Origin of the sequence: Oligoflexus sp., from assembly GCF_035638955.1 — a bacterium.
Taxonomy (GTDB): domain Bacteria; phylum Bdellovibrionota_B; class Oligoflexia; order Oligoflexales; family Oligoflexaceae; genus Oligoflexus.
Genome location: NZ_DASQYZ010000065.1, coordinates 1 through 22,281 on the forward strand (window position 1 = coordinate 1; position 22,281 = coordinate 22,281).

Consider the following 22,281-nt stretch of genomic DNA (forward strand, 5'->3'; position numbering starts at 1 on the left):
CAAAAGTCAGATCAGCAAGAAAATTTCCCAGAATTCGCAAAACACCTAACTTGGGCTTTCGAAATAGACTGCAAAAGGAGAAAGCGTCGATTCTTTCTTAACCGAATGACATTGTCGGCAACGGCCCCTACTTAACCGACAGGAGCTGTAGAAATTTCTCCATTATCTTCGTTGCTGATATTATTAGCAATGATTCCATTAGCGCCAAGTTGCTTTGATTCTGTTGCTTCTAGTGCCTTGCTATCCAAAATTTTCTTCGCAATAACCCCGCCACCGCTTGTTAAAATTATGGCTGCGATGATAACCAATAGTTTTTTATTTCTCACTGGCCAGCCTCTCACTTTCGTCTTCAAACCTGCGGGGATTGAGGACAAATCCATGGAGTGGCTCGCCCTCAATGGATTCAGGGCGATCTGGTAGGATTTGGATGGAATCCTTACCACTGTCCGATTTAGAATAGCCGCCAAAAATCTAAGGGCAATTGCTTAGGTAAAGGTCAAACAAGACTTCAGCCTTATCAATAGCCGTGTTGCAATCTTTGACTGATTTACTCACTGCATTTTTTTGGACATCTTGAAGCGAAGACAATATCTTTGCATCCAGCTCGTTGGTTTCTAACCTCGAAACAATGTTTTGAAGCATATCCTGGCCAATATCCTTATTGCATTGACTTTCATATTTTAGACGGTGCTGGATACATGCTTCAACTTGCTGGTGTGTAATTGTGGTACCGAAAACGGATTTAAGAACAGCCTTGTTTAAAGCCTCTTTTCTTTCAGGATTCAATTCCAGCTGCTTTGATGTCTTCTCGACTGCCTCTATCAAGTTCACTTCATTGCTTCTCTCAAATTCTGCTGCAATAATATCCAGAGCAGTGTCGATCTCGTGCTGAGTAAAGCCATATTCAGGCAGAATATTCAAAAAGTTCTGTCTTATCTGGGCACTCGATTTGGATTTTCTAACGTGCGGCTGATTTGGCTCCTCTTCAACTTGAGATAAAGATAAAGCAGAACTCTGATCAGGGTTTGAGATCTGCCCAGATGTTTGAACTTGATTATTAATAGGAGTGTCGGATTTCTCCGAAATCTGCACCTGGACCATTCTTTTTGAGTCATGCTTATCTTGGTGGAGCTCAACCGAACTGTTGTCCGAACCCTTTCGGGCGAACAGGAAAATGACGAGGCCAAGAATCGTCACCAGAACTGCAACGAGACTGGCCTTTTTCATTACTTTCTATCCTTCTTTTTGTTCTCATCGTACGAGACGGAAATTTTTTCACCGTTCATACCGGTCATCTCAATTTCCACCTTATCGCCATTCTTTCGAATATCAGTCACAATTCCAAAGCCCTCGATGTATTCTCCGACTTTCCAGGTGTCCATTTTACCCGGTTCCGTCTTGGAACTCTCGTTGGATAAGGCTGGCAGACTTACCATAGCCACAAGGAAGAATGAAATTAATTTTGACATTGGAATCTCTCCAAAGATCATTTGGGTATAGTGACTTTAACTTCCACTTCAATTTTGATAAATGTTCCATCCGGTTTTCTGATTTCAACACTTACTTTTCCCTGACCAGTTGGTGATTTTGCCAGCAGTTTCACTATCGTACCAAACCCCTCGACGATATCACCAATTTTCCAACCTCCAACTTGAGCTGGTGTAAATGGGCTACTACCACCACTACCGCCGCAATTTACTCCGCCATCTGGAGGACAAGGCTTGCCGGCAACCGAAGGTTGTCCACCTGAACTTGGGCCGCCGCCAGACAACCCTGGGTTCTGACCAGGAGTCTCTCTGGGACCGCTTACTCCTACGGTTACATCTGCTCCACCAAATGCAGTTGCTCCAAAACTCACTCCGAAAGCGAGAATTGCTGATGCCAGACGATACATAAAATTCCTTGTAATGATTGGGGCTCTTGGCCTTTAATTGATCAGCGCTTTTAGCAGCTCGCCATTAATGACTGCAACTCCTGTCACAGGAATGCATTGAGAAAAACAATGATCGTCGCTACGATCGCCAACGATCGTTGTTCATCAATCGATGGGGGTTAGATAAAATGACGCTTTTGGAAGAGGCCCGTGCCTTGATCAAAGCTCACCTGAGTGCCAGACCTCAGCTTTCCATTGCCTCAATGGCAAGGTCCTGCAACATGCCACCCAGTACAGCACGCTCCATTTTACAGGGTGGGCAAAGCTCAGCGTCTGTGGAGAATCTGAGTTCGCTTCTTCTGACTTTCATGACAATCGACGAGGTGACAGAAGTTCTCAAAAAACACTCGGACGAAAGGTTTTGGAAAGGACTTCTCGGAAAGTTCAAGGAACCTTATGGCGAACAACACACGGACGTCACTGGAGATATCGCCAGAGGTTTTCGCTGGGAGCATCCGGATCACCTCATCATAGCCATGGCCTGTCTTCCAGATGGTGTAGACCCTTCATGGCTTATAAAAAAGTTTGGTGAATTCTCAGCGATACCGAGAATTCAGGCTCTTCTTGACCAGGGCTTTATCAGGGAAATCAACGGCCGCCTTAAAATTCAAAAGGACTTTCTTTATTTCCCTGATATCGATGACTCCAGGCAGAAGGCCGGGCTGCATGTTCAGAATTGGAAACCTCATGAAATGGATCAGGGAGGATGGCTCTATCACATAACACAGAGCTATACGGCAGAGAGTCATGAGAAAGCAAAACAGCTTACACGCGATTACCTCGACAGCCTTGCCACACTTGGCAAGGAGACAGCAGGGGACAGGGTTCTGGTGTTTTCCATAATTGCAAGCCTCCTTGATGGTGGAGTCATGAAATGAAGCAAGTATTTCTGTTAACAGTCCTTCATGCATCAGCCTCCTTTGCCGGCCAGACTGGTGGCGGAGGCGGTCTCGGCAAGCAGCAGCTGGATCTGACACATTCAGCTTTCAATCTTGAACAATTACCTGCCCTATATGTGCACGATGATGTGCTGCGTCGCACTTCAGCGAGGCTTTCAGTTGATGGCGTTGAAACTGTTGATATGCCCCTTGATGGGAATGGATTCATAAAGGTGCGCAGGCTTCAGTCGTCCATAGTGGACGTCGCAATTACGAGAAAAGTTCTGAGCAATCCTTAGTAATGCCCCCCTCTGAACCGGAGCCTCGATCACAGGCTGGGACCAAAGTCCCGGCCTCTATCATAACCCCGCTCCATACGCCGGCGCTCCTGCTCCATCTTCCGCTCATGCTGCTGGCGCTCAAGCTCCATTTTCCGCTCATGCTCGACCTTCAGCTCGTGCTTGTGTTCCTTGTCTAGAGCCACTTTGAAAGGAACTTCGATTTTGCGGCCAAACTCTCTAAACTTTTCGATAAGGAATTCTGCTGCCCGGTGAACTCGCTCTCGAGCCGCTTTAACTCCCCTTCGCACCAATCCTTTAGTCCAGGCCTCTGCATTGTTCGAAGATTTGCGTGAAATTCGGATGCGATCTGAAGGATATCCTCTTTCGTCTGCATTCCTTGCTCCGCCGCTTTCGAAGTTAGTTGTTTCGGGGGCTCGTCTCTTCTGAAGACGTATCGGCTTTGAAAACCTCGCCGTCAACGATCACATATCTGCCGCTTTCGGTTTCCAAAACCCTTGGCTTTTCAATTTCATTCAGCTGATCAATCAGCGCGGATCTTTCTGCATCGCTTAAAGGCAGATTCAATTGCAGCTTCTGCTTTGCAATCGTGACAATTCCGCCCTGGCCTGCGAATGCCTCGCTGGAAGCTGCTGCAGCAAACATTGTGGCGATGATCAAAGAATTTTTCATGGAAGACTCCTTTCTCTTAGATGAACGTTCCCAGTGTTGAAATGGAGAATACTGGAATTGGGCCGGCATTCTCCGGATCTTTAATTATTTCGGCCTCAGCCTTGGCGGCATTGGCTTTCAGATCAATTAGTTTTTTAATTCCTTCATCGCTTAGCGATTCTGTTTGCAGGGATATCATGGCCTGGCCTTTTTCGAAATCCTCATCTTTAAGAAATTCAAGACAGAACAGACTCATTTTTCTCATTGAATGCCAGCCGTCCGGCATCCATTGGCGGCCAGTGCCTATGACCGTTCCATCGCACTCGGACAAAAATTTTCTGTCGATGAGTCTGTCGAGGATTTTGAGGCCTTCAGCGCCATGTTTTTCTGCAATTTGCGAGCGTTTCATGCCAGCTCTTGTATCGCAGAGTGAGAATATCTTAAATGAGTGAATGTTGCCTGCAATTTCTTCAAGGAGCCTTTGTTTTGCGGGGTCGAGGCCGATCAGGTAATCGCCGGTACCGTAGTAAAATCGATTCATCGTTTGAATGACATCGCCCTCGTCCGTGATCACTTTCAGAATTCTTAGAGCACGATCGCTTGAGAGTCGACCAAACTGTTTGATCACGATTCGCCGTATTGTGTGATAATCGACGTCTGACATGGAGGCAAGAGTTCGCATGGTATTGCCTTTGCCTTTCAGCCATGTCTCTATTTTTGTCGACAGAACATCTATAAGTCCGTCATTGTGCATTTTCACTCCATATCAGTATGCGAAGGGAAACACATTTCAAAGGATGGACCATTCAGCTCAATGATTTATTGCGCAAATAAGATTGTTCATTCGGAACCCTAGTCCGGTTTCAGAAGAAACGTTCTGAGTCTTTCGACAAGGAGAGGAAGGGGCGGGCATGTCACGGGGATGTCTCCGGCCTTGCTGCCTTGGGATATCGCATCGACAATATCAACGAGAAGCGTCAGAAGCTCCTGGCCATTATTTTCAAAACTGTAGCCTGCTGTCGCGGTGAAGGAATGACGTTCAGCCGTGAAACTCGCGTCCCGGGCGATCTTAATGTAGTGGCGAGGGTCCGCGGTCCAGTAAATCGAAGCGCCGCCGTCCGAGGTATCGGGACGATTGACGCCGCGATCTGTGATTTGCGAGCAGAAGAGATTATCGTAATTTCCGTGACCCGTTGACACAAGAGCCTCGGCCGTCATGCCCGGGGGTACGGAGCTTGTAAATCCAATCGGCTCATGGTGTTCCACGATAACAGGGTCATCATCCGGATCAAATGACACCAGCGCAGTGGCAAGACCGCCACCCTCGCGACTGTACTGTGTGATCGTTCCACGTAGTATCGTCTCCATCTGCCAGGCCTCACCAGTTAATTTGTAGCTGCTTTCCGATTTCCTTCTTCAATTCCGCGGTGGTCAAGGGCTCCGCTGCAAAGGCGCCCGGAAGCGTCACCTCAATGGTCGCGGTGAGTCCTGTTCTGGCATTGCCTGCAATGGTGTATCCGCTGATCAGCATGTCCCGATCGAGGCCCAGCGAAGCATCCTTTACGCGAACGATCCTATTGCAGTCGATGAGATCCAGGGCCTCCAGCGAAAGGCCTCTCAGCGGAATCGTGGCCTTGATGCCGCGTGCGATCCTGATATTTGCCTCCCAGATCGCCCTTTTTTTGGTATCGGCGCGCGATTGTGTGCTTTCGCCTCGAATGCAAAGCGTCCTTCGCCGTTTCAAAAAATCCGATTCGTGAACAAATTTCGATCTTGCGTTCGTCCCCCAGCCAAGGCTTTCCTGGGGTTCGTCCTCGCCGCGTACAACGTAGCGTGTGAAGATCTCAGCGGCGGAGTAGGTCCCGGCTGCGCCTGCGGCGATGACCCTTTCATCAAGGACCAGATCGATTTTATCGGCCCTGGCCATGCCGATGTTCACCCTTCCATCGCCGGATGTCCAAAGAAGGGCGCCAGCCTTTCGGGAAAGGCGTTCCATGGTTTTCCAGTGACTCTCTCCTGGCTGGATCCGCGTGGAAACCTGAGCCCCTGCAACATCAGAAAGAACATTATATTCGATCAGCGGAAAATCCCTTGTTATCTCGCGTAGCGCCACCTGAAGAGTGCCGTTGACAGTTCTGAGTTTTTCAATCGTGCAGTCAACGAGATCGCACGTCAGCTCGCGGCCGGCGAGGGTAATTTCCCGTCCTTCGGGCTGTTTTGTTGGAGCCACGACTTCAAGATACCCACGAAGACGACGGCGGCCGCCGATGTATATCTCCACCACATCATCGCCAAAGGGAATGTCGAGCGGCCGTGATCCGAGACTGCGCTTATCCATGAAGGAGAGCGAGAAATACCCGGCTATGCTCTCCATGTTCTTTGTCAGCATGGAGCTGCTGAAACCCTGAATTTCCATGCCTCCGGAGACGATCGATATGGGGATCATTTCAGGTACTCCAGGACTGTCCCCATTTCGATGTATACCGGATAGTCAAGCCGGTTTCGCCTCATGACCTCATCCGCGCGATCAATCGACCCATACATATCAAAGACGGCCAGGATGAAGGGCATTCTGCGGTTTGACGTGTATCGATGAAGGTTTGGCAGTGCATAGACGTCCTGCGACTCTGAGAGCGAAAGCAATTTTGAAGATAAAATTTCAAGCGTCTCATATTCGCGGATGTTCAGAGCACTCTCCTGCACGATGGATATCCTTTTGAGAAGGGATTTCAGCTGATCACGCCACTCATTCTCCGATAATGGATCGGCTTGCCTGGGACTTTTTGAAGCCGTGACTGCAAAATCTGAAAGGGCTTTTGAAGTCTCGAGCAGGCACAGGGCTGAAAAGAATTTCTGCACGGCAATGATCGGCTGAACGCTTTCTGCCTGCCCAGCCTCCGCCGCCATGGACTTCCTTGACCTGCCCTGCAGTCTCGATAGAAGAGAAAGCTTGCCCAGGATCGGCTGACCGGACGCCCTGACAACCCGCGCCGAATTTTCGAGAATTTCGGCGACTTTTGCTGGGGTTCTGATTACTGTTTCGATGTCCGCATTCAGAGAACCAAGCCCAACTGCGAGATCGGCGCTTTCCTTGAAACCTTGCTGCGAAAGAGCCGTCAGGCTTTTTGCTGTTTCAACGATGCCCTTGATGCTTTGCCGGACCCTGGCGATCCCGTCCGGGGCGAGATTTGCCAGCCGGAAGGCCTTCAGGAATGCGTCCTTGAAAGCCGCTCTTGCAGAGGATTCCGCAGCGGTGATGGCCGAACCTGGGAGAAGGGCTTCCCGTGGGAAAATCTCTTCGCCAGCTTCGATGAAGCTCAGGAAGACCTTTACCATTCCGATTTCTTCGATCGCATCGACCACCCGCATCGATTTTGCGACAACGCTCCGCTGTCCGAATATGGGGTGAATCAGTATCCCCGGCCCATTCTCGAGGACTGCGTCACGCAGGTTTTTGACGGCAAGGTCATGGTCGGGGCCGACCAGAAAGCCTTCGACGCTCTCCAGGTCGTGACTTTTCCCAAGGTCTTCCGTGTAAAGACGGGAGGCATTGATAAATTTTTCCGTCGCCACGACCTTTGTGAACTCGGATTCGGCTGTGCGCACGATGAACGGCACGCCGCGAAATGAGGCTTTCAGCCTGCGTTCCAGGTAACTCATTGCATGATCATCCCAAGGTTTAAGTCAAATTTCATCCTGCCCGTTGGATCGACATTTACCTTTGAACCCTGCGGAAGCCCGTTTATGTCGATCGTGATTTTTCCAAGCGTGCTCCCAGGAGATGTGCCCGGAGCTCCCGCCTCGTCCCGCTGCCTTGCTCTGGCCGCCTCGAGCTGGGCCGCGAGGTTTCGAAGGGCCATGTCATCGGCCGTCTTCCTCGCGACCCCTGGTGCCATGAGGCGCCCAAGCGCGAGATCGTCGAGCCGTTTCCTCTCAGCTGAAGCCTCGCGTTTTTTTTGATCGACCATGTCTGAAATGCGTGTCCTTTGACCTTGCTGCCCCGCGCCCCACTTTTGGGCCTCGCTGTCCGCCCAGGATTTCATCCCGAAAGTGGCAAGACCGACTCCTGCAGCTCCGAGAAGAAGCGGACCCATGCCGATCCCCGCCGCAGCTCCTGCGCCTGCGCCAGCACCCATCGCGGCGCCTTCACCAACACCGGCCATTGCGGCACCGGAAACAGCTGCAGTCTGAATTCCAGCCATCCGCGCGCGCATCGCGGCGAGGCCTCCGGGCAAAAATGCCTGAAGCGCCGCGAGGCCCTGCGCCGTGTTCCCGAGCGCGGCCAGGGCCAGCGTAAGGGCGCCCACAGTCATGGCCAGCTGCATGACGATCGGATCCGATTTTCCCATTAAATCGACAACCGACTGGAGCCCCTGGACCAGCCCCGTCGCCGCCTTAAGAAGGCCGGCGTCTGACATCTGGAGGGTCAGCTCTTCGAGTGACCCTTTGAGCTGCCTCACCGAACCTTTGAGGCCTTCGGTCTGGACTTTTGCCTGCAAAAATGCGGATCCCGTTTCCAGGGTTTTTGCTTTCTGTTCGATCATTTCCTTTTTGAGGGCGCGGAAATCATCGAGGCGCGATAGCAAAAACTGAACTGCTGTGAGGTTGTCCTTTTCAATGACATTCGCCAGGAGGGGATTGTTTTTGTGCTTTTCAAAGAGATTCAGCAGGTGCTCCATATCCCGCAGATACTCCGTATCCCCCACTTGCTCGAAGATATCGCTGCGCCTTATATTCATTCTCTTCAAGGCTTTTTGCTTGTTTTCATCGATCGAAGCCATGGAAAGCTCGCGCAAAAAGACCGCGAGTTTTGTGCCGGCCTCAGGTCCAACCAGCGCGGATCTCGACAGGACGCCTGTGGCGGCAAGCATGTCCTCGGCCACCACATTCTTTTTTGTGATTGTGGAGCCAGCCAGGTTTTTGAATGTATCCTGCAAATCCGTAAGCCTTACGGAGCTCGAAGCGACAAGTTTGGCCATCATGTTGCTGGCCTGGATGTCGCCAATTCCACGGAAAGCCGCCTGGAACGTCTGCATAAGCTTCGCAGCAATGTCCGGCGCTATATTGTCCGATAGCGCCAGGTTCAGAACGGGCCGAATCTGAAGCTTCGCTTTCTCCATGTTCGGATCCATACCCAGAATCACCCCGAAAGCATCGAGGACTTCTTTTGGTCCATAGGGGAGGGGCTTTGCGATGTCACGCGCCATTTTCTGAGTTTCCGCCATCGCAGTGCGGGCGGTCTCATTGTAATTTTCAGCATGACCGGCCAGGACCTTGACCCTGTTCCAGGCCTCTTCAAAATCAGCACTTTGCTTCAGGGCAAAACCCCCAAGCGCGAGGGTGGGGAGAGCCATCCGGGTATTGATCCAGGGCATTGCCTGATCGAGAGCCCTCGACATGGCAATGTTTGCTGACTGGAGCGATCTTATGCTGCCATGGGTTTTTTCAAACCCGGCATTGATGCTTTTAAGCGGATTTTCAATGCTTTCAAGCTGGGAGCGGAGCGCGCGGAGGCCTGCAGAGGCCTGATCCACGGTGCTCAGGACCAGCCTAAATTCCTGCTTTTTTACGTCCGCCATACCGCTCCTTGAAAACCTTTGCGTAAAAGTGAAGGTCAAAAAGCGTCATTGAATCGAGTTCGGAAGGAGCAATTCTTCCAAATAGTTCGATGAAGATTGCATGGATTTTAGCAATGGAACCTGGATTCCATGCAAAAAACTTCTGATCACCCCCAGGCAGGCCCCGATATCAACTGGTTTCATCATGTCGATTTCAAGATCGCTGAGCCCCGAGAGCTTTTGTAGAAGTTCAAAGAGCTCCTCGCGTGTGCCTTCAACCGACTCCATGAGCCTATAATCCCGGGTGGTCATATACCGGATCTTCACTTCAGTCATGGGAAATGGATCGGTAAGAGGGGTGTGGAGCCGGACATGGACGGCTTCCTGGGTGAAGCGAATATTTTTGTTTTCGCCGTTCCGCTTTTTTTCTGTCATGTGAATGAATCCTTATCGTTTGATCTCAAAAGCCTTCTTTGCACTCATCTTGAATTCGATCTCACCTTCATCCGTTTCAATGTCGCCGGCGCCCGTATAGAAGGCCTCCTTGAAGGTTACATTCTTGCCATTTGCGAGTTCGAGCAGGACCGTGGCATCGGTGACGCTGTAAAGATTTTCGGTGATATCGAAGTCCGCATGGTCAGTAATCACTCCCTCTATCGAGGGAGGCCGCGGGGTTTTGGAATATCCCTCGACACCATCGTGCCCAATGACTTCCTTTAACGTGTATCCGCCAAGGTTATACTTGAACTTTCCCTTGGCCCTGTATCTGATGCCGTTGACGCTGATTGTGATTTTTCCGCCGACTGCTGACATGATGTTACCCTTGCCTTACATCTTGAAGAGCTTGGCAGCAAGGCCAAGGAGTTGATCAATAAATGCCGCGTTGAACGAGAATTCCATGATTCCCTTTTTGTTATATTCAACGATCAGACTTTGCTGGAAGAGTTTTGCGTTTTTCACGAGGCCTTCATCCTGCCATCCCTCAAAGATGGCGAGAGCCTCGGCCTTGGCCATTTTAGGCTGGAGGATCATGGCGCCGGCCGGAACAGGATCATCGTCGCCAGCCAGCATGTATCTTTGCGAGACATATTTTTTGTGAAAGTAATTTACCCAGCGAAAGCGCAGACGTGATGCAATGAAAAAATCGTTGATATTCTGAAATGAATCGTCCGGAGTTCCGGCCGAATCCTGCGTGTAGGTCGTGACCATGCGAAGGATCTCAGGGACTCCATCGCCATTGAGCCTGTAGACGGAAAAGCCGTCCCCGACAAGGCCGTTCAGCTCTTCGCGGGTGTATTCGGCTTCCCGGTCGTAGGCGGGCACGTTCTGAATTGTGAGGCCGTTGAAAGGACGGCCTGGAGACTTTTCAGCCTCAAGTGCAACAGTGGCAGCGATAGCGGCCGACAGCCGAAAGGCTGGAAATTCGGCCTCTGTGCCATCGCTGTTTTTTGTTTTAAGGGGCGGGCTTGCTGCGATCGTCATGAACTTGAAGTTGATATCTTTCGTCTTTTCGAAATCTGAGATTTCCGTCCTTGTCCCATATACGGCGGAAAAGACAAGGCCTTCGCGCGAAATGTCGGCGGTCGCAAGGGTGCCATATATCGCCCCTATTATCCCAAGATGATCGACGTCGTTCCATTCGCTGATTGCAATGTTGAATTGATTTGCATCCTTCAGCGATTCAAGCCTTGATTTGAAGGACTCCTTTCCTTCCAAAGGGGCGGCTTCGGAAGTGTCCAAGGCGGCCTCCTCTGTGAAGGGAAGAACCCAAAGAGGCGTTGAGCGGTTGATGGAAAGGAACTGGTCGACCATTCCATATATGGCCGAATCCTTGCCAAATTTTGCTCCCGCAGCCTCGCGACCCGTGACCCGAATCGGCTTTTTCCCAACCACTTTTTCTTTGGTTTTGCCAAGGATAAGCACGCTGAAAGGCTGACTGCCGCTGAGGTTTGCGAGTGATGTATCGAGCTCGAGCTTTGCGAACGGGACCTTATCGAACGTGAGATTACTAAAGGAGACCATTGACCTTCACTCCCTCCATTGGTTCGTATTTTCCGGACTGATCGTATTCGATATCAAAGGACGTTACATACTCAGCAGCCGACGACGCGAAAAGCTTATGCCCGGCTGGATAGGAGGCGGTTATGGTCTTTCTGTGCCTGATGGGTTCGAACGATCCTTTTCCAAAGACCATGGAAGAAAGAATGCGCCGCACTTCATATGTAATGGCATCAATCTGATCGGCCTTTTGCAGCGGGCAGACGACGTCAACCATAAGATGGATAAGGGTTCTCTGTGACGGCGGATCGTCGCCCAGGTCCTTTGAAACCTCCTCAGGGGTGGAAATAATTATGAGCGGCGGATCCTGCTCGCCGATATCGCTGAAGCGGTGAATCTGGACGCTTTCCTCCCGCGACTTCACGAACTCAACGATTTTCAGGCTTTCCAGAAGTTTCGCCCTGACCATCTCCCTCAGCTGCCGCGCTTGCGGTATTGCCGTCATAATCCGAAGCCTCCACCAGGGGAAGTTTTACGACGCCGTTTGCTGTTCCAAGAGGGGAGACGATGTCGTAGAGGACGCCCCGCACCTCGATCCGATCCCTGGAATCCACGGTCCACGGCGCTATCGATGGCCCATGGATCACGACGTAATATTCATCGATCTGGAGGTATTCCCCCGTATCGGGTGCAATCGTGCGAGCCGATTTTGTGCGCACGATGCCCCGGATTTCCTTCCGTTCTGACCCCCGCTGGTAGAGGATTCCGTCCTCGCCCAGCTGGTCGATGACATCCTCACCAAGGTCAAAAAAATCGGATTCAATGGATACCCCGTTCAACCTGGATCCCCCTTGTCACCCTTATCACCTTTGTCTCCCTTGTCGCCTTTATCGCCCTTATCACCCTTGTCTCCCTTGATGCCTTCGATAAAGGCCTGAACGTCGTCGGCGGGGTCGTCGATCGTCTTTGTCGGAAGCTTATTGATCCAGGCGCCGCGCCAGTCGAGAAGTTTTGCGACCCTGTCGATCCCGTATCTGAAGATCGTCCCGTCCACTTTGATATCCTCGCCCCGCATGATGTAGGGACCATCCTCCTGACCTTCGAGGTAGCCCAGAATGGCAATAGGGAAGCGCTCTTTTCCGGTGGAGGCAATCCAGATATCCGCGTTGTCATCGAGGAAGGGATCGCTCACGACCCAGTATTTGCCTTTGAATGGGTTTGCCTGATCGATCGATGCCGGCTGGGTTCCAACGAAAAGGAGCTGCTCGGCCGCGGTTTCCAGATCGGTTCCCGTAATGATGCCTTTGACCTCGAGCTGGATCACCTCGCCGGACGAGTTGCGCTGCTTTCTGACGGCCTTCCGCGCGTCGCTGAGGCCTGGAACATCGAGCTTTTGGCCTGTACCGACGTTTTTATGATCGGCCGAGAAGAATTTTTTGCCATCGCTCATGACCGCGTTATTGACCAGCTGAGCATAGATGAGCTGACTTTCAAGAAGACCCGACATGACGCCGAACTGCCAGACAGCGTCGGAAAACTGGCCGAGATCGTCCGATTCAATCGCCTGGCGGTCGAGAGCAAGCCAGGTGGAGTAGCTCGCAAGCTTTGCCGATTCAATTTCGTCGGCCGCAAGCTGACCCTGATGGACCTGGCCGCCTATGACTTTTCTGAGGCGAGGCGCACGGCCTGGTCTTGAAAGGATTGCCTCTGTAAAATTCCGCAGCGGCTTTTTCAGAACGAACGGCTCCCAGCTGGCCGTGATTGACTCATAGCCGGCAAGAAGGGTGCGGGATGCGTAATTGGACTGAAGCATCTTAAATGCTTCCATGCCCTGGAGCCTATAAAAGAGCTGCGACTGAGGGAGTCCCCGGGTTCTGATGCCGGAATCTTCAAGGAAGGATTTGCCGATATCCATCATCGAATGGTTCAGAAAATCATTGCCCTGACGGATCTGAATGCCCGATTGCGGGACGTTTCTGGCCATGAGGATTTCCACGGCCTGATCGATTTTCTTGTCGATATCGTGCGCTGTCACCTCAACCCTTGTCTGGGCTGGCGGAGGCGCTTCGCTGGTCTGGCGCTTTTCAATCTCTTCGAGTATCACAAGACCTGCAGACTCCTTGCTGAGGTTTCGTGTGATCAGGCCCTGGATGAAATCGTCTGAAAGGCTGTGCTTTTCTTTCTGACGATAGAAAAACTGCATCTTTTCGACTGTTTCGGCCTGTACCCTGACGGCTATTTCTTCGGCCGATGCGCCTATGGCTACTGGATCCACTTGTGTTTCCTCCCGTGTGATGAGCTGGCATGTGAATATGTCCTGATGCTCCCTGACGTGTGTGTTGACGTCCTGGGGCATGGGGGTTACGGTCACTTCAAAAAGTTTGATATTCCTGGCGTAATAGATTGGATAGCCGGTCGCCTCGTCGTAATTTCCAGAGAATTCCAGCGTTCCCGGAACATATCCGATTGAAAACTTGTCGATAAGCCTTGCTTTAATGTCTTTAAAGACACGGACTGCAAGGTCAAAATTAGGCGAAAATATGAGTTTTGCGAACAGCTCACGTGTATCAAGCCACGCGCGCTCGGTGAGTCCTATGTACTCGGAGTGCTGCCAGTAAAGATGAGCTGCGCGGGCTTCCACTCGCGAAAAATCCGCCTGATCAAGAACAAGGTGCTCGATATAGTAGCCAAGTTCCCTGTTCCAACGGAGCGCGGAGGTCTCTGTTGCCACCTTGGCTATAAGCGATTGCTCATCCTCATTGAGACTTGCGGCCTCGAGGTTTAGAACCGCCTCCCGCGTTTGCAGAGGAATTTGTATCCGGCTTTTTGTCAGATCTGGTACCAATGATGTCAGAGTCATCCAATTCAAGCTCCCTCATTTTCCTTTTTTCTTCTGCCCGTTCCTTGAAAACCATATCCGGATCGCGGTTTGTGGACCTGATGTATTCGCTGATCGTTCCTGCGTTATGGTCAATCTTCATAAAGGTCATCTCGAGATCCTCCTTGGGATGAGCCGAGACGATTTCAGGAAACTGCCATTGGTGCCTGAGATTTTTTACATCGTAGCCCTTGGTATCCAGGCCATCCTCGATCCACAGCCAGACCTTCTCGAGGAATCTGGCTTTAAGCATCTCGCGCCTTGATTTTGTCCAAAGCACCGGTTGAATGTTGGACATACGGGTCGCTGAATAGGAGCCGTTTGAAAAATCGCCAAGGATTGTCTCGTAGGAAAGCCCGGTACATTTGCTGATAAACATCACAATGGGCTTGATGATTGACGCCAAATCAATCGGTGCTGGAGGCTCTGCCAGGTTGATTGCCTCCCCGGGCCGAAGAAGATAAAAAGTGTTGGGGCGAATCTCGGAAAGACCGCGCACGTAATCGTCATTTCTGATCGCCCTTTTCATGGCGCCGCTATCGGCCTTTGTGCTTTTGGCAAAGCCGCGCTCATCTATTGGGTTCCCCTTCCCGTTTTTCTCCACCTTTTTGTCTTTTCGGATCACGTCCGCATTATCTTCCCTGTATCCGTGCGGGAGGGTGACGAAGGCTGTGAATGACTGGGCTGTGGCCTGGCGCTGCTGGGCCGAATAGAGGATGTCATCGAGCATCCGGATATGGGTCATGGCCGGGGCAAACCAACAGACCCCGCCGAGCGCACCGACGCGTATAGGGCTGAAGATATGAGCAATAACATCTGTTGAATAGCGCCTCGATTTGCCCCTCTTTCCAGCGTCCAATGATGGTTTCAGCCAATAAGCAACCGGGCAATCACTCGGGTCCAGCTCTGTTCCCCGGACAATTCTGTTACGGCCTTCGCTTCTGTTAAGTGAAAGATCGAGATACGCATATTCCAAAAGCTTGATTCGAAATCCAAGTGGAGCGCTTTTGTCGATAACGCGCAATGCAAAGCAGTTGCCCGCTGTGGACGTTTCCTGAAGCGAAAGCGCAGTGAGCTCGTTAAAGGACGATTGCTTGTTGGTGTCAAGCCCGGTGGATTCAATGGTATTCTGAACAAGCAATTTTATCTTTTCGAGCTGCTTTGATTCGCCCTGGATAAGGAGCGAAATACCGCCGTGCATGATCTGCTGAACATGGCTCTCCACAATGGTTCTGGCTATGGGGGAATTCCGAAATAGATCGCGGGCGCGGGACTCTAGTTTATCGTTTCCGGCAGTTTCCGCTTCAGGCGCAATGGATGCAGGTTGCCAGCCGGCAATCGATCCATCGCTGCCGGCGGCATCATAGTGCCTTTGCTCTATCGCCTGAAGACCGGACGCACGATGCGGTTTGACCACAGCTTCTCCTCGCCGCTCAATTCCTGACGAGCCTCATCGATCAGTTCCTTGAGGTCAGCCAGCGAGCGAAACTGTTTCAATTGGCCATCGAATTCGATTTGTGTCAATCCGTTTTTGTAGGCCTTTTCCAGTCTTTCCAGGTCTTTTTCGCTCCAACTCATTTCTCATCTTCTCCTTCAAAAAGTGCGTCACGCACATTCCATTGAGTCTCAGTCATTGCATCGAGTCCTTCCATATATGCCATCGCGCGGGCGTATACCCGGCAGTCCAGAGCTTCGTTCCGTTTCCTTGTCTTTCTAAAGACGAGTCTGTCGCGCCCCTTGCTATCGGTTTCCACATCAATTTCCTCGGCCGTCAGTTCCATGAAATATTCCTGAGAATGGCCTATCGGGAAATGGCAGTACCCTGAAGGGTAGGCACCATCTGAATTTGGACGGAGCCGAAGCCATCCGAAGAGCTCGGATTTGATCACATGGGTTCCAACCGGATGAACCTTTAGTCCGAACTTTGTCCGGCGGCCATCATTCTCAACATCTATCTGGCTTGGAGTTCCGACATAGAAATCTGAATCGCCGTCCCTGCCGTCAACGCCGTGAACGTTCAGAGAGTTAGCGCGACGCAAAAATTTGTAGACATAGGCTGGCCGAAATCCCGTATCTATCCCTGTCTTGCTGATGCGGAGAAGGACACCGGAGGGGTGTAAAAATTTTTTTCCGATCAGCTCCAGGAGCCTGTCCCATGGTTCGTCGGACGCGGTGTCGCCGGGTATTGTGTCGTACTCGATGGAGTAGGAGCGCAGGCCCCGGGTCCAGCCAACGATCTCATAGGCCAGGTAATTTTTTTGCACGTCAACGCCCATGGTGATGAATCTTATGTCCGGCGCCAGAACTTTTGGATCGCAGTATTCGCGCCGCTGGAACAGCGTTTCCCATTCGACCTGCTCTTCGGTGATCTCGAATGGGAGACCGAGGTAGCTGTTCCAGAAATCCTTTTTCCTGATAAGGTCTTCGCCGATTTTTTCGTAGCGCTCAGCAAGCTGTCCCCAGGTATCGCCCAGGCCCACGGCTGAGTAGAGAGCGGAGATGTGAAAGCCGGCGATGTCCTGGACCTCCGGGCAGGTTGCAATCCATTCACCATTCTCGAGCATCCACGTTTTGTGCTCGTCATGGCCTATTTGCTCCTGGCAGTAAATGCACTCGTATGTTGCATTATCAGGGTTTGTCTTTTGATACCTTACCTGCTCCCAAACGAGGGCCTGCTTTTTATGGCAATGAGGGCATGGAACGTTGAAGAACTGCTTGCTCGATGCCTCCCATTCCTTGAATATCCGGCAGGTTTTCCTGTTGGTCGGCGATGAGATGAACATCCCCTTGCGTGCGCCGATATAGGTCTTTGTCCTGTTCCATGCAAGGTCCACGGGATCACCCTGGCCTTCAAGATCCTTTGGAAAGTTGGAAACCTCCTCGTATACGATCAATCTTATAGGGTCGGATCTTAGATCGTCCTTCGTGCATCCAGCCATGAAAAGCGAGGCGTTGTGAAATCTCTTCTCGTTGATCGAGTTGTCCTTATCCTTGTCATTGGTGCTGATAAGCCTGCTTTTGAGATCATCGGAAAGGTCAATCATCGGGCCTACGCGCTTTCTCGAGAATGACCTCGCGTGGGCTTTTTTGGGAAGAACGATCATGGCTGGCCCCATGCCGTGGCTGAGAAACCGTCCGACAACATTCAATCCGGCTTCGGAAAGGCCAACCTGCGTGGATTTCATGATCACGACCCGGGAGCATTGGCTCGTGAACTCGCACGCTTCGTAGATGCCGTGGACGTAGGGAGTTCTGTTGGAATTATACGGCCCATACTCCCTGGTGGTGGTGGAGGGCAGAATTCGACTGGAATTGGACCACTCGATGATCGAGGGAATCCTTTTGGGCGTTAGAATTTCAATGGCTTTCTCTGCATATCGATCAAATGCCGGGCTTCCAGCTTTTTTTTTTCTGTTTCGCTGCGGATCCGCTCCATCACCTGGGCGAGCCGGGTATCGAGCAGATGTTTGGCGTCGTTTTGTGACTTCATTCCCACCAGCGAGGCCGAGGCCTGCTCGGAAAACTGCTGAAAGTAGGCCGAAAAATTCGAGTACATGTCGCAGAAAATATCCCAGAAGCGGTCGGCATCGAGAAGTTTCCCTTCGGCGCGCTGCAGATTCATGTTCGCGATGTCGGCTTCAGCCTGGAGCTTTTGGATCCTTGCTCGCTTTTCCATGACGAAGAGGTCTTCGTCGTCCAACGAAGGTTTTTTAGGGCCTGTGCGTTTTGGGGCCTGGATTTCGGGGAAAAATCCGGCAGCATTTGCGGCAATTGGTGGTTCATCTTCCGCATCATCAAAGAGAGGGCGGTTGACCAGGCGAGGTATGGTCCGCATGTGACGCCTTAAAACGCCCAGGCGCTCTATTTCATCAAGATCAAGCAGCTCGCGCCCGCCTAAATTCACGATGCAACTCGGCGGAATCGATCCTGAGGCAACCCATTGCGAAACCGCTGGCGCAGACACACCAACCATATCGGCATATTGCTTCTTTGATATGTATCTTTGGCTCATAACAGCTCTTGTTAAAATCCGCTTTACTTAATTAAGTGAAATCCTTGCTGGGCCTATATTGCGAGGCCTGCGGGCTCCGCACCGTATCTTCATTACCTCGCGGAAGGACCCGTTCGACTTCTGACGGCGTATTTTTATCCACGCTGCGCGCCCTGGCCTGCAAGGGTTACATGTACCTTCATGAAAGCCTTGTCCATCAACGCGTGCGGGATTTTTCCTTGTGTGCGCTGCAGCGCAATGAATTCGCAAACAGAGCCGTGGAGTGCTTGACTGGCAACATGTCTGGCTTCAAACCTATAATCCATCATTGCTTCGTGGCCTTCCTTGCTGCCGCTTTTCTGTGGAATTCCAGATTGGTCTGGAATTCAGCCATCAGTCTTGCCTGGGCATGGTCTGAAACCTCCCTGGAATGCTCAATCAGCCATAGCGCGACGTCCGGATATTGCGTGAACATTTCCCGGAGGGGAAGACGCCTGCCCCTTCTGCTGCGGCGCATGGCAAGAGCGATGTGCTTTCCGCCATTGCTGCGGAAGATCGCCCGGAATGCTCCAGGTATGAGTTGAAAGGAACTCTTCCCGTAAAACTTCAGGCGGATTTGCTGATAACGCCGAAACCCCAGCCGCTTCGTTTGACTTCCGGCTTGCTTCACGATGTAGCCAATCCGATGAGGGGTGCCGGATAAGGGTGTGGATTCCCCCTGACGCGCACGGATTTCCCCCTCAAAGCCCTTCGAGGCGGGTCCGTAGGGCCTTTTCACCTGAATGCCTCTTTCGATGGCCCTGACCCTGATTTTTGTTTCCCTGGCAATCGCCCTGGCTGCCATCGACCTTGTGCTATCAAGTGATCTTTGGATGGAGCGGCGCATCGCCTTGTCCACCACTGTAGACGGATCGGTCAGGAGTGCGTCCTCATATGTTCCGGTGAAAGTCATTTTTATCATGTGAGCGTCCGATATCCTGTGCATAAGAGGGACGAGAGGCGAAACGTGTAATAGGCCTCAACGTCACGTTGCACTGTGGCATAGGGCTGCACCCATTGCTGGAGGTCGCTGCTCATGGAAAGTGTGGCTTCCCCGGCGTCATTGATATTCCCTGAATAGGGGAAGGTCATGAACGCCACCGGCTTTCCTGCTTCCTCCCAGCTCAGCCCGACAAAAACCGAAGCTGTGAATTGGCCTTTCGGAACGAGGCCGCTGATTTTCACTATCCCCTTTAGTTCACTGCTTGAAGCAAAAAACATCCGTATTGGACCCGCTTCCTGTGCACGTGAAGACATGACGATGTTTTCCTGCGCGGTCTTCGAGCCCGCCAGAGTGTAACGTGTGCGGCTGAGCTGGAATGGACCTTCAGCACTGGGAAAGGCAGGGAACGTCAAGGCCGAGTCGACAGCTTCTGCTGCTGCGGCCGTGACTGATCCGGCAATGCTTCTGATCGCCTGTGCAAGCTGATCTTCCCTGGCCCGGTCGAGAGAGATGGACCCTGCCTGGATAGCGTTGATGATTTCATTCGATATGCTGTTAAAAAAATCTGCCGTTAGAATTGTGCCGCTCAAACTGTCCGGCGTCGGCGAATCTACAAAACGGCCGTTAACCGTTCCCGGATAATCGTTGGGCCGCATATCATAGCCTTTCTACGGATGTGTCAGATTTGATGAAATAAGCTGCCACATGCGCCTGCCTATAGCGTTTGACAATGGACCGAACTTTATCTGACATGGGAATGCCCGAGATCGCATAGACGAAGAGGTACGGCTCTCCCATTAGTTTTTGGCCACAGCGCAGCTGGCCAGCTCTTGAAGGCATGTATTCGATGATGACCGGCTCAATACCGGCCGCATCCTTCAACTCTCTTTTCAACTCTGAAAGTGGAATGATGCCTGTTGATGTATATGCGCGCACGGCGGTGTCCCGACCTGCAGCCGAAGTGTCCAGAGGAACACCCATTTCTTTTTGAAACTTTATCAGCTGCTCGCGTGAGCAGGTTTCAGGTGACAGCTCACCCGGAATTGAATCAAGCAAAAAGTCGATGACGTGGAAAATATTTCCAATTTTTGATGCGGTTTTCTCGAGTTCTGAGCCAGGCGATTTGTTCCAAGGCTCCCCATTGGGAAGCAGATCGAGAAGAAGCTGCGAAAATGGGTGAAAGTCAGACATAGACCACGTTTCCAAGAAGAATAATTTCTCCAAAATTCAGCCGTCCGCTGCCGATTTTATCAGTTGGTCCTATGACTACATTAAAGTCATTTCCCTCGAGAAAAGCTGATATAATGTTTCGAATATAGCCTTCGGTCACCTCCCCGCTCCCCATGTTTGATGCGCCTTTTACAACGGCACGTCCATATATTTGATTGCGAATAAAAACTGTAAGCTGCTCCTGAATTTCTTCCGGAACCTGAAATATGATGACAGTCAGTCGAACGATTCTTGCCTCGGTAAGCCATTGAATCCTTGCCCCAGGCGGCCGCCTCTGATTAAGGAATTCCTGAACCTTATTGATGATAACAATGTTCGGAAAATCCCAGTCAGCATCGCCACTTTTGACAAGAGCTGCCCAGCTTGTGACGCCTGGAAATGGTGTAACCTCGAATATAAAAGACTTTGAAAGCTCCTGAATTTCTTTCAGCCAGGTGTAATAGCTCTCTGTGCTGCCATAGGTTCCGGTATTGGCCCAGGCGTCGATAACGCGTTCCTGATAGCTTTCGATTGTTTCGATATCTGATCCGCCGGTTATCCCCGTGATAGAGACGACAAGTGAGTTCAAAAGGTCAACCGGGTTTACCACCCTTAAAACTGCGTTGAACTGCAGATTTTTATCTTCGCCGATTTCCACCGATTCAATTGCGTAGCTCAATTCGTCGTTCGCTCCATAGAGCACAATGTATTCAGCGCCGGATGAGGATATAAGGCGGGCGCCCACCCCGAGGGATCCTGATGGGGCATTGGTCAGAGCGAAGCCGCGAGCCTTCGAACCCTGGCCACGCGGGATTTTTTTGTTTCGTCCGTGCAGGAGCAGGTATTTTTCGTCCGCTGTGGACGGCAAAATCTGATCCGTCAGATAGTTGATGCGCAGCTGCTGGCTGAATACCGCTCCTGCCAAAGCTTTGATAAGGTATTCCGGGTCAAGATTTTCCGGCACTCTTTGACCATCCCGCAGTATCCCGTTCATCAGTTCGGCGCGAATCTGCGCAAAGTCAGCCATTGGCCATCCTCACTTTCACGAGTCCCTCATTATCTTCAAAGATCAGGCCAACGATCGAGCCGCCGCGCTGCTCGATGCTGACGAATCTGACTCCAATCTTCCCGGCCTGAATTCTGGCCTTCTCTTCGATTGCATTCAGAAGCTCCTGGGTGATGACAGCCCGATTGAGCAGCGGGAGCAGAGAATCTGATAATCGCGCCTGACTGTCATCGAGCCAGTATTTTGGCTCGCTGAAAAGGGCAATTTCGAGTGCGCGGCGCCTGCTGATTTCCACTATTCCACCCCAGTTTAACGTTTCTCCTGATTGCCAACGCTTTCAGGAAAATACTTTGCAGCCCCTGCTTATCACGGCTTTCAGGCAAAGTCCGGAAACCCTTGTCACCCAAGGGATTCCGGATGGCATAAAAATGCCATGTGTTTCCCAACGTCTTCCCCGAATACTTTGCTGTAGAGAGGGAGCAGACATGGCTTTCACACTATAAGGCTGTGCGTGACGCACATCGAGTGCTTTCCGATTGTTGCGATGTTGAAGCAACCGCGCGTCAGGGGGGACTCCCCTCCAATGGTAAAGTGTTTTTTGGAGGCGACGGTAACCCCGCAAGAGGTGGCTGAGGAATGAGGGCAGTGGTGAGGATTCCTTCCACACCCTATCAGATTGTCCCAAGCCCACTTGGGAGCCAGGGTATACAAAGCCATTGAATATTTTCTGTTCCGCGGTAGGCTTTGGCTAAAAGAGCAAGTTATTAAGCCGTTACGACGGCTAAGAGTTTTTTTTATTGCCATTCAAGTTTGACAGAAACTCGCCGATAGTATAGTTGTCAGTAGCAACCATTGGAACATCTCATGGCAGTCGATTTAAAAAACCTAAAAGATCCTC

At 51.4% G+C, this 22,281-nt stretch carries 27 protein-coding genes; 2 read left to right on the forward strand and 25 right to left on the reverse strand.

Features of this window, described 5'->3' with window-relative positions; translation table 11 throughout:
• Window positions 1-131: 131 nt before the first annotated feature.
• The 4 genes from VE954_RS06565 to VE954_RS06580 form a co-directional block, all read right to left on the reverse strand.
• Window positions 132-326, reverse strand: a complete 195-nt coding sequence (locus tag VE954_RS06565; RefSeq protein WP_324950896.1) for a hypothetical protein — start codon at window positions 324-326, stop codon at window positions 132-134.
• Between the two features lie 145 nt (window positions 327-471).
• On the reverse strand, window positions 472-1,227 hold the full coding sequence (locus tag VE954_RS06570; protein ID WP_324950898.1) for a hypothetical protein: 756 nt from the start codon (window positions 1,225-1,227) through the stop codon (window positions 472-474).
• Window positions 1,227-1,469: a hypothetical protein gene (locus VE954_RS06575; RefSeq protein WP_324950899.1), complete on the reverse strand. Its 243-nt coding sequence runs from the start codon at window positions 1,467-1,469 to the stop codon at window positions 1,227-1,229. The genes VE954_RS06570 and VE954_RS06575 overlap by 1 nt, the downstream gene beginning before the upstream one ends.
• A 17-nt stretch (window positions 1,470-1,486) precedes the next feature.
• Window positions 1,487-1,894: a hypothetical protein gene (locus VE954_RS06580; protein WP_324950901.1), complete on the reverse strand. Its 408-nt coding sequence runs from the start codon at window positions 1,892-1,894 to the stop codon at window positions 1,487-1,489.
• Between the two features lie 167 nt (window positions 1,895-2,061).
• On the opposite strand from VE954_RS06580, the gene VE954_RS06585 reads away from it, so the two are divergent.
• A complete protein-coding gene (locus tag VE954_RS06585; RefSeq protein ID WP_324950903.1) occupies window positions 2,062-2,811 on the forward strand; it encodes a hypothetical protein in 750 nt (249 codons plus the stop codon).
• Window positions 2,808-3,110, forward strand: coding sequence for a hypothetical protein (locus VE954_RS06590; RefSeq protein WP_324950905.1), 303 nt, complete (start codon window positions 2,808-2,810; stop codon window positions 3,108-3,110). The genes VE954_RS06585 and VE954_RS06590 overlap by 4 nt, the downstream gene beginning before the upstream one ends.
• 399 nt (window positions 3,111-3,509) lie before the next feature.
• Here the strand turns inward: VE954_RS06590 and VE954_RS06595 are convergent, their stop codons facing one another.
• From VE954_RS06595 to VE954_RS06695, 21 genes are all read right to left on the reverse strand, one after another.
• The gene (locus VE954_RS06595; protein WP_324950907.1) at window positions 3,510-3,782 is read right to left on the reverse strand and encodes a hypothetical protein; all 273 of its coding nucleotides are present in this window, start codon (window positions 3,780-3,782) and stop codon (window positions 3,510-3,512) included.
• Window positions 3,783-3,798: 16 nt separating this feature from the next.
• Window positions 3,799-4,521, reverse strand: a complete 723-nt coding sequence (locus VE954_RS06600; RefSeq protein WP_324950909.1) for a hypothetical protein — start codon at window positions 4,519-4,521, stop codon at window positions 3,799-3,801.
• 92 nt (window positions 4,522-4,613) lie between these two features.
• Window positions 4,614-5,129 (reverse strand): hypothetical protein, encoded by a 516-nt coding sequence (locus VE954_RS06605; RefSeq protein ID WP_324950911.1) that lies wholly within the window; start codon window positions 5,127-5,129, stop codon window positions 4,614-4,616.
• A gap of 10 nt (window positions 5,130-5,139) precedes the next feature.
• The gene (locus VE954_RS06610) at window positions 5,140-6,207 is read right to left on the reverse strand and encodes a phage baseplate assembly protein (protein WP_324950913.1); all 1,068 of its coding nucleotides are present in this window, start codon (window positions 6,205-6,207) and stop codon (window positions 5,140-5,142) included.
• A complete protein-coding gene (locus VE954_RS06615; RefSeq protein ID WP_324950915.1) occupies window positions 6,204-7,421 on the reverse strand; it encodes a DNA circularization N-terminal domain-containing protein in 1,218 nt (405 codons plus the stop codon). Before VE954_RS06615 ends, VE954_RS06610 begins: the two co-directional genes overlap by 4 nt.
• The gene (locus tag VE954_RS06620; RefSeq protein WP_324950917.1) at window positions 7,418-9,340 is read right to left on the reverse strand and encodes a hypothetical protein; all 1,923 of its coding nucleotides are present in this window, start codon (window positions 9,338-9,340) and stop codon (window positions 7,418-7,420) included. Before VE954_RS06620 ends, VE954_RS06615 begins: the two co-directional genes overlap by 4 nt.
• A gap of 45 nt (window positions 9,341-9,385) precedes the next feature.
• The gene (locus tag VE954_RS06625; RefSeq protein WP_324950919.1) at window positions 9,386-9,754 is read right to left on the reverse strand and encodes a hypothetical protein; all 369 of its coding nucleotides are present in this window, start codon (window positions 9,752-9,754) and stop codon (window positions 9,386-9,388) included.
• 12 nt (window positions 9,755-9,766) lie between these two features.
• Window positions 9,767-10,132: a phage tail tube protein gene (locus VE954_RS06630; protein WP_324950921.1), complete on the reverse strand. Its 366-nt coding sequence runs from the start codon at window positions 10,130-10,132 to the stop codon at window positions 9,767-9,769.
• 15 nt (window positions 10,133-10,147) lie between these two features.
• Entirely contained in the window at window positions 10,148-11,341 is a 1,194-nt protein-coding gene (locus tag VE954_RS06635) for a hypothetical protein (protein ID WP_324950923.1), read from the reverse strand.
• Window positions 11,328-11,822 carry a hypothetical protein gene (locus VE954_RS06640; RefSeq protein WP_324950925.1) on the reverse strand — a complete coding sequence of 165 codons (495 nt, stop codon included), beginning with the start codon at window positions 11,820-11,822 and terminating at the stop codon, window positions 11,328-11,330. The genes VE954_RS06635 and VE954_RS06640 overlap by 14 nt, the downstream gene beginning before the upstream one ends.
• Complete coding sequence (locus tag VE954_RS06645) at window positions 11,746-12,156, reverse strand: hypothetical protein (protein WP_324950927.1); 411 nt, start codon at window positions 12,154-12,156, stop codon at window positions 11,746-11,748. Before VE954_RS06645 ends, VE954_RS06640 begins: the two co-directional genes overlap by 77 nt.
• Window positions 12,153-14,177, reverse strand: coding sequence for a Mu-like prophage major head subunit gpT family protein (locus VE954_RS06650; RefSeq protein WP_324950929.1), 2,025 nt, complete (start codon window positions 14,175-14,177; stop codon window positions 12,153-12,155). The genes VE954_RS06645 and VE954_RS06650 overlap by 4 nt, the downstream gene beginning before the upstream one ends.
• Window positions 14,074-15,612, reverse strand: a complete 1,539-nt coding sequence (locus tag VE954_RS06655) for a phage portal protein (RefSeq protein WP_324950931.1) — start codon at window positions 15,610-15,612, stop codon at window positions 14,074-14,076. Before VE954_RS06655 ends, VE954_RS06650 begins: the two co-directional genes overlap by 104 nt.
• Complete coding sequence (locus tag VE954_RS06660) at window positions 15,573-15,773, reverse strand: phage head-tail joining protein (protein ID WP_324950933.1); 201 nt, start codon at window positions 15,771-15,773, stop codon at window positions 15,573-15,575. Before VE954_RS06660 ends, VE954_RS06655 begins: the two co-directional genes overlap by 40 nt.
• Entirely contained in the window at window positions 15,770-17,557 is a 1,788-nt protein-coding gene (locus VE954_RS06665) for a phage terminase large subunit family protein (RefSeq protein ID WP_324950947.1), read from the reverse strand. Before VE954_RS06665 ends, VE954_RS06660 begins: the two co-directional genes overlap by 4 nt.
• A complete protein-coding gene (locus tag VE954_RS06670; RefSeq protein WP_324950935.1) occupies window positions 17,545-18,207 on the reverse strand; it encodes a hypothetical protein in 663 nt (220 codons plus the stop codon). Before VE954_RS06670 ends, VE954_RS06665 begins: the two co-directional genes overlap by 13 nt.
• 304 nt (window positions 18,208-18,511) lie before the next feature.
• Complete coding sequence (locus VE954_RS06675) at window positions 18,512-19,147, reverse strand: hypothetical protein (RefSeq protein WP_324950937.1); 636 nt, start codon at window positions 19,145-19,147, stop codon at window positions 18,512-18,514.
• Window positions 19,144-19,824: a hypothetical protein gene (locus VE954_RS06680; RefSeq protein ID WP_324950939.1), complete on the reverse strand. Its 681-nt coding sequence runs from the start codon at window positions 19,822-19,824 to the stop codon at window positions 19,144-19,146. Before VE954_RS06680 ends, VE954_RS06675 begins: the two co-directional genes overlap by 4 nt.
• 1 nt (window position 19,825) lies before the next feature.
• Complete coding sequence (locus VE954_RS06685) at window positions 19,826-20,392, reverse strand: hypothetical protein (RefSeq protein ID WP_324950941.1); 567 nt, start codon at window positions 20,390-20,392, stop codon at window positions 19,826-19,828.
• Window positions 20,352-21,404 (reverse strand): baseplate J/gp47 family protein, encoded by a 1,053-nt coding sequence (locus VE954_RS06690; protein WP_324950943.1) that lies wholly within the window; start codon window positions 21,402-21,404, stop codon window positions 20,352-20,354. The genes VE954_RS06685 and VE954_RS06690 overlap by 41 nt, the downstream gene beginning before the upstream one ends.
• On the reverse strand, window positions 21,397-21,678 hold the full coding sequence (locus VE954_RS06695; RefSeq protein ID WP_324950945.1) for a hypothetical protein: 282 nt from the start codon (window positions 21,676-21,678) through the stop codon (window positions 21,397-21,399). The genes VE954_RS06690 and VE954_RS06695 overlap by 8 nt, the downstream gene beginning before the upstream one ends.
• Window positions 21,679-22,281: the final 603 nt, after the last annotated feature.

Bases quoted from the DNA above. Each gene is read 5' to 3' on its own strand.
- VE954_RS06615 (WP_324950915.1), bottom strand. From the start codon at position 7,421: ATGAGTTACCTGGAACGCAGGCTGAAAGCCTCATTTCGCGGCGTGCCG.
- VE954_RS06570 (WP_324950898.1), bottom strand. From the start codon at position 1,227: ATGAAAAAGGCCAGTCTCGTTGCAGTTCTGGTGACGATTCTTGGCCTC.
- VE954_RS06610 (WP_324950913.1), bottom strand. From the start codon at position 6,207: ATGATCCCCATATCGATCGTCTCCGGAGGCATGGAAATTCAGGGTTTC.
- VE954_RS06690 (WP_324950943.1), bottom strand. From the start codon at position 21,404: ATGGCTGACTTTGCGCAGATTCGCGCCGAACTGATGAACGGGATACTG.
- VE954_RS06640 (WP_324950925.1), bottom strand. From the start codon at position 11,822: ATGACGGCAATACCGCAAGCGCGGCAGCTGAGGGAGATGGTCAGGGCG.
- VE954_RS06585 (WP_324950903.1), top strand. From the start codon at position 2,062: ATGACGCTTTTGGAAGAGGCCCGTGCCTTGATCAAAGCTCACCTGAGT.
- VE954_RS06650 (WP_324950929.1), bottom strand. From the start codon at position 14,177: ATGACTCTGACATCATTGGTACCAGATCTGACAAAAAGCCGGATACAA.
- VE954_RS06675 (WP_324950937.1), bottom strand. From the start codon at position 19,147: ATGATAAAAATGACTTTCACCGGAACATATGAGGACGCACTCCTGACC.
- VE954_RS06630 (WP_324950921.1), bottom strand. From the start codon at position 10,132: ATGTCAGCAGTCGGCGGAAAAATCACAATCAGCGTCAACGGCATCAGA.
- VE954_RS06660 (WP_324950933.1), bottom strand. From the start codon at position 15,773: ATGAGTTGGAGCGAAAAAGACCTGGAAAGACTGGAAAAGGCCTACAAA.
- VE954_RS06680 (WP_324950939.1), bottom strand. From the start codon at position 19,824: ATGCGGCCCAACGATTATCCGGGAACGGTTAACGGCCGTTTTGTAGAT.
- VE954_RS06620 (WP_324950917.1), bottom strand. From the start codon at position 9,340: ATGGCGGACGTAAAAAAGCAGGAATTTAGGCTGGTCCTGAGCACCGTG.
- VE954_RS06590 (WP_324950905.1), top strand. From the start codon at position 2,808: ATGAAGCAAGTATTTCTGTTAACAGTCCTTCATGCATCAGCCTCCTTT.
- VE954_RS06575 (WP_324950899.1), bottom strand. From the start codon at position 1,469: ATGTCAAAATTAATTTCATTCTTCCTTGTGGCTATGGTAAGTCTGCCA.
- VE954_RS06635 (WP_324950923.1), bottom strand. From the start codon at position 11,341: ATGGTCTCCTTTAGTAATCTCACGTTCGATAAGGTCCCGTTCGCAAAG.
- VE954_RS06605 (WP_324950911.1), bottom strand. From the start codon at position 5,129: ATGGAGACGATACTACGTGGAACGATCACACAGTACAGTCGCGAGGGT.
- VE954_RS06670 (WP_324950935.1), bottom strand. From the start codon at position 18,207: ATGAGCCAAAGATACATATCAAAGAAGCAATATGCCGATATGGTTGGT.
- VE954_RS06595 (WP_324950907.1), bottom strand. From the start codon at position 3,782: ATGAAAAATTCTTTGATCATCGCCACAATGTTTGCTGCAGCAGCTTCC.
- VE954_RS06625 (WP_324950919.1), bottom strand. From the start codon at position 9,754: ATGACAGAAAAAAAGCGGAACGGCGAAAACAAAAATATTCGCTTCACC.
- VE954_RS06580 (WP_324950901.1), bottom strand. From the start codon at position 1,894: ATGTATCGTCTGGCATCAGCAATTCTCGCTTTCGGAGTGAGTTTTGGA.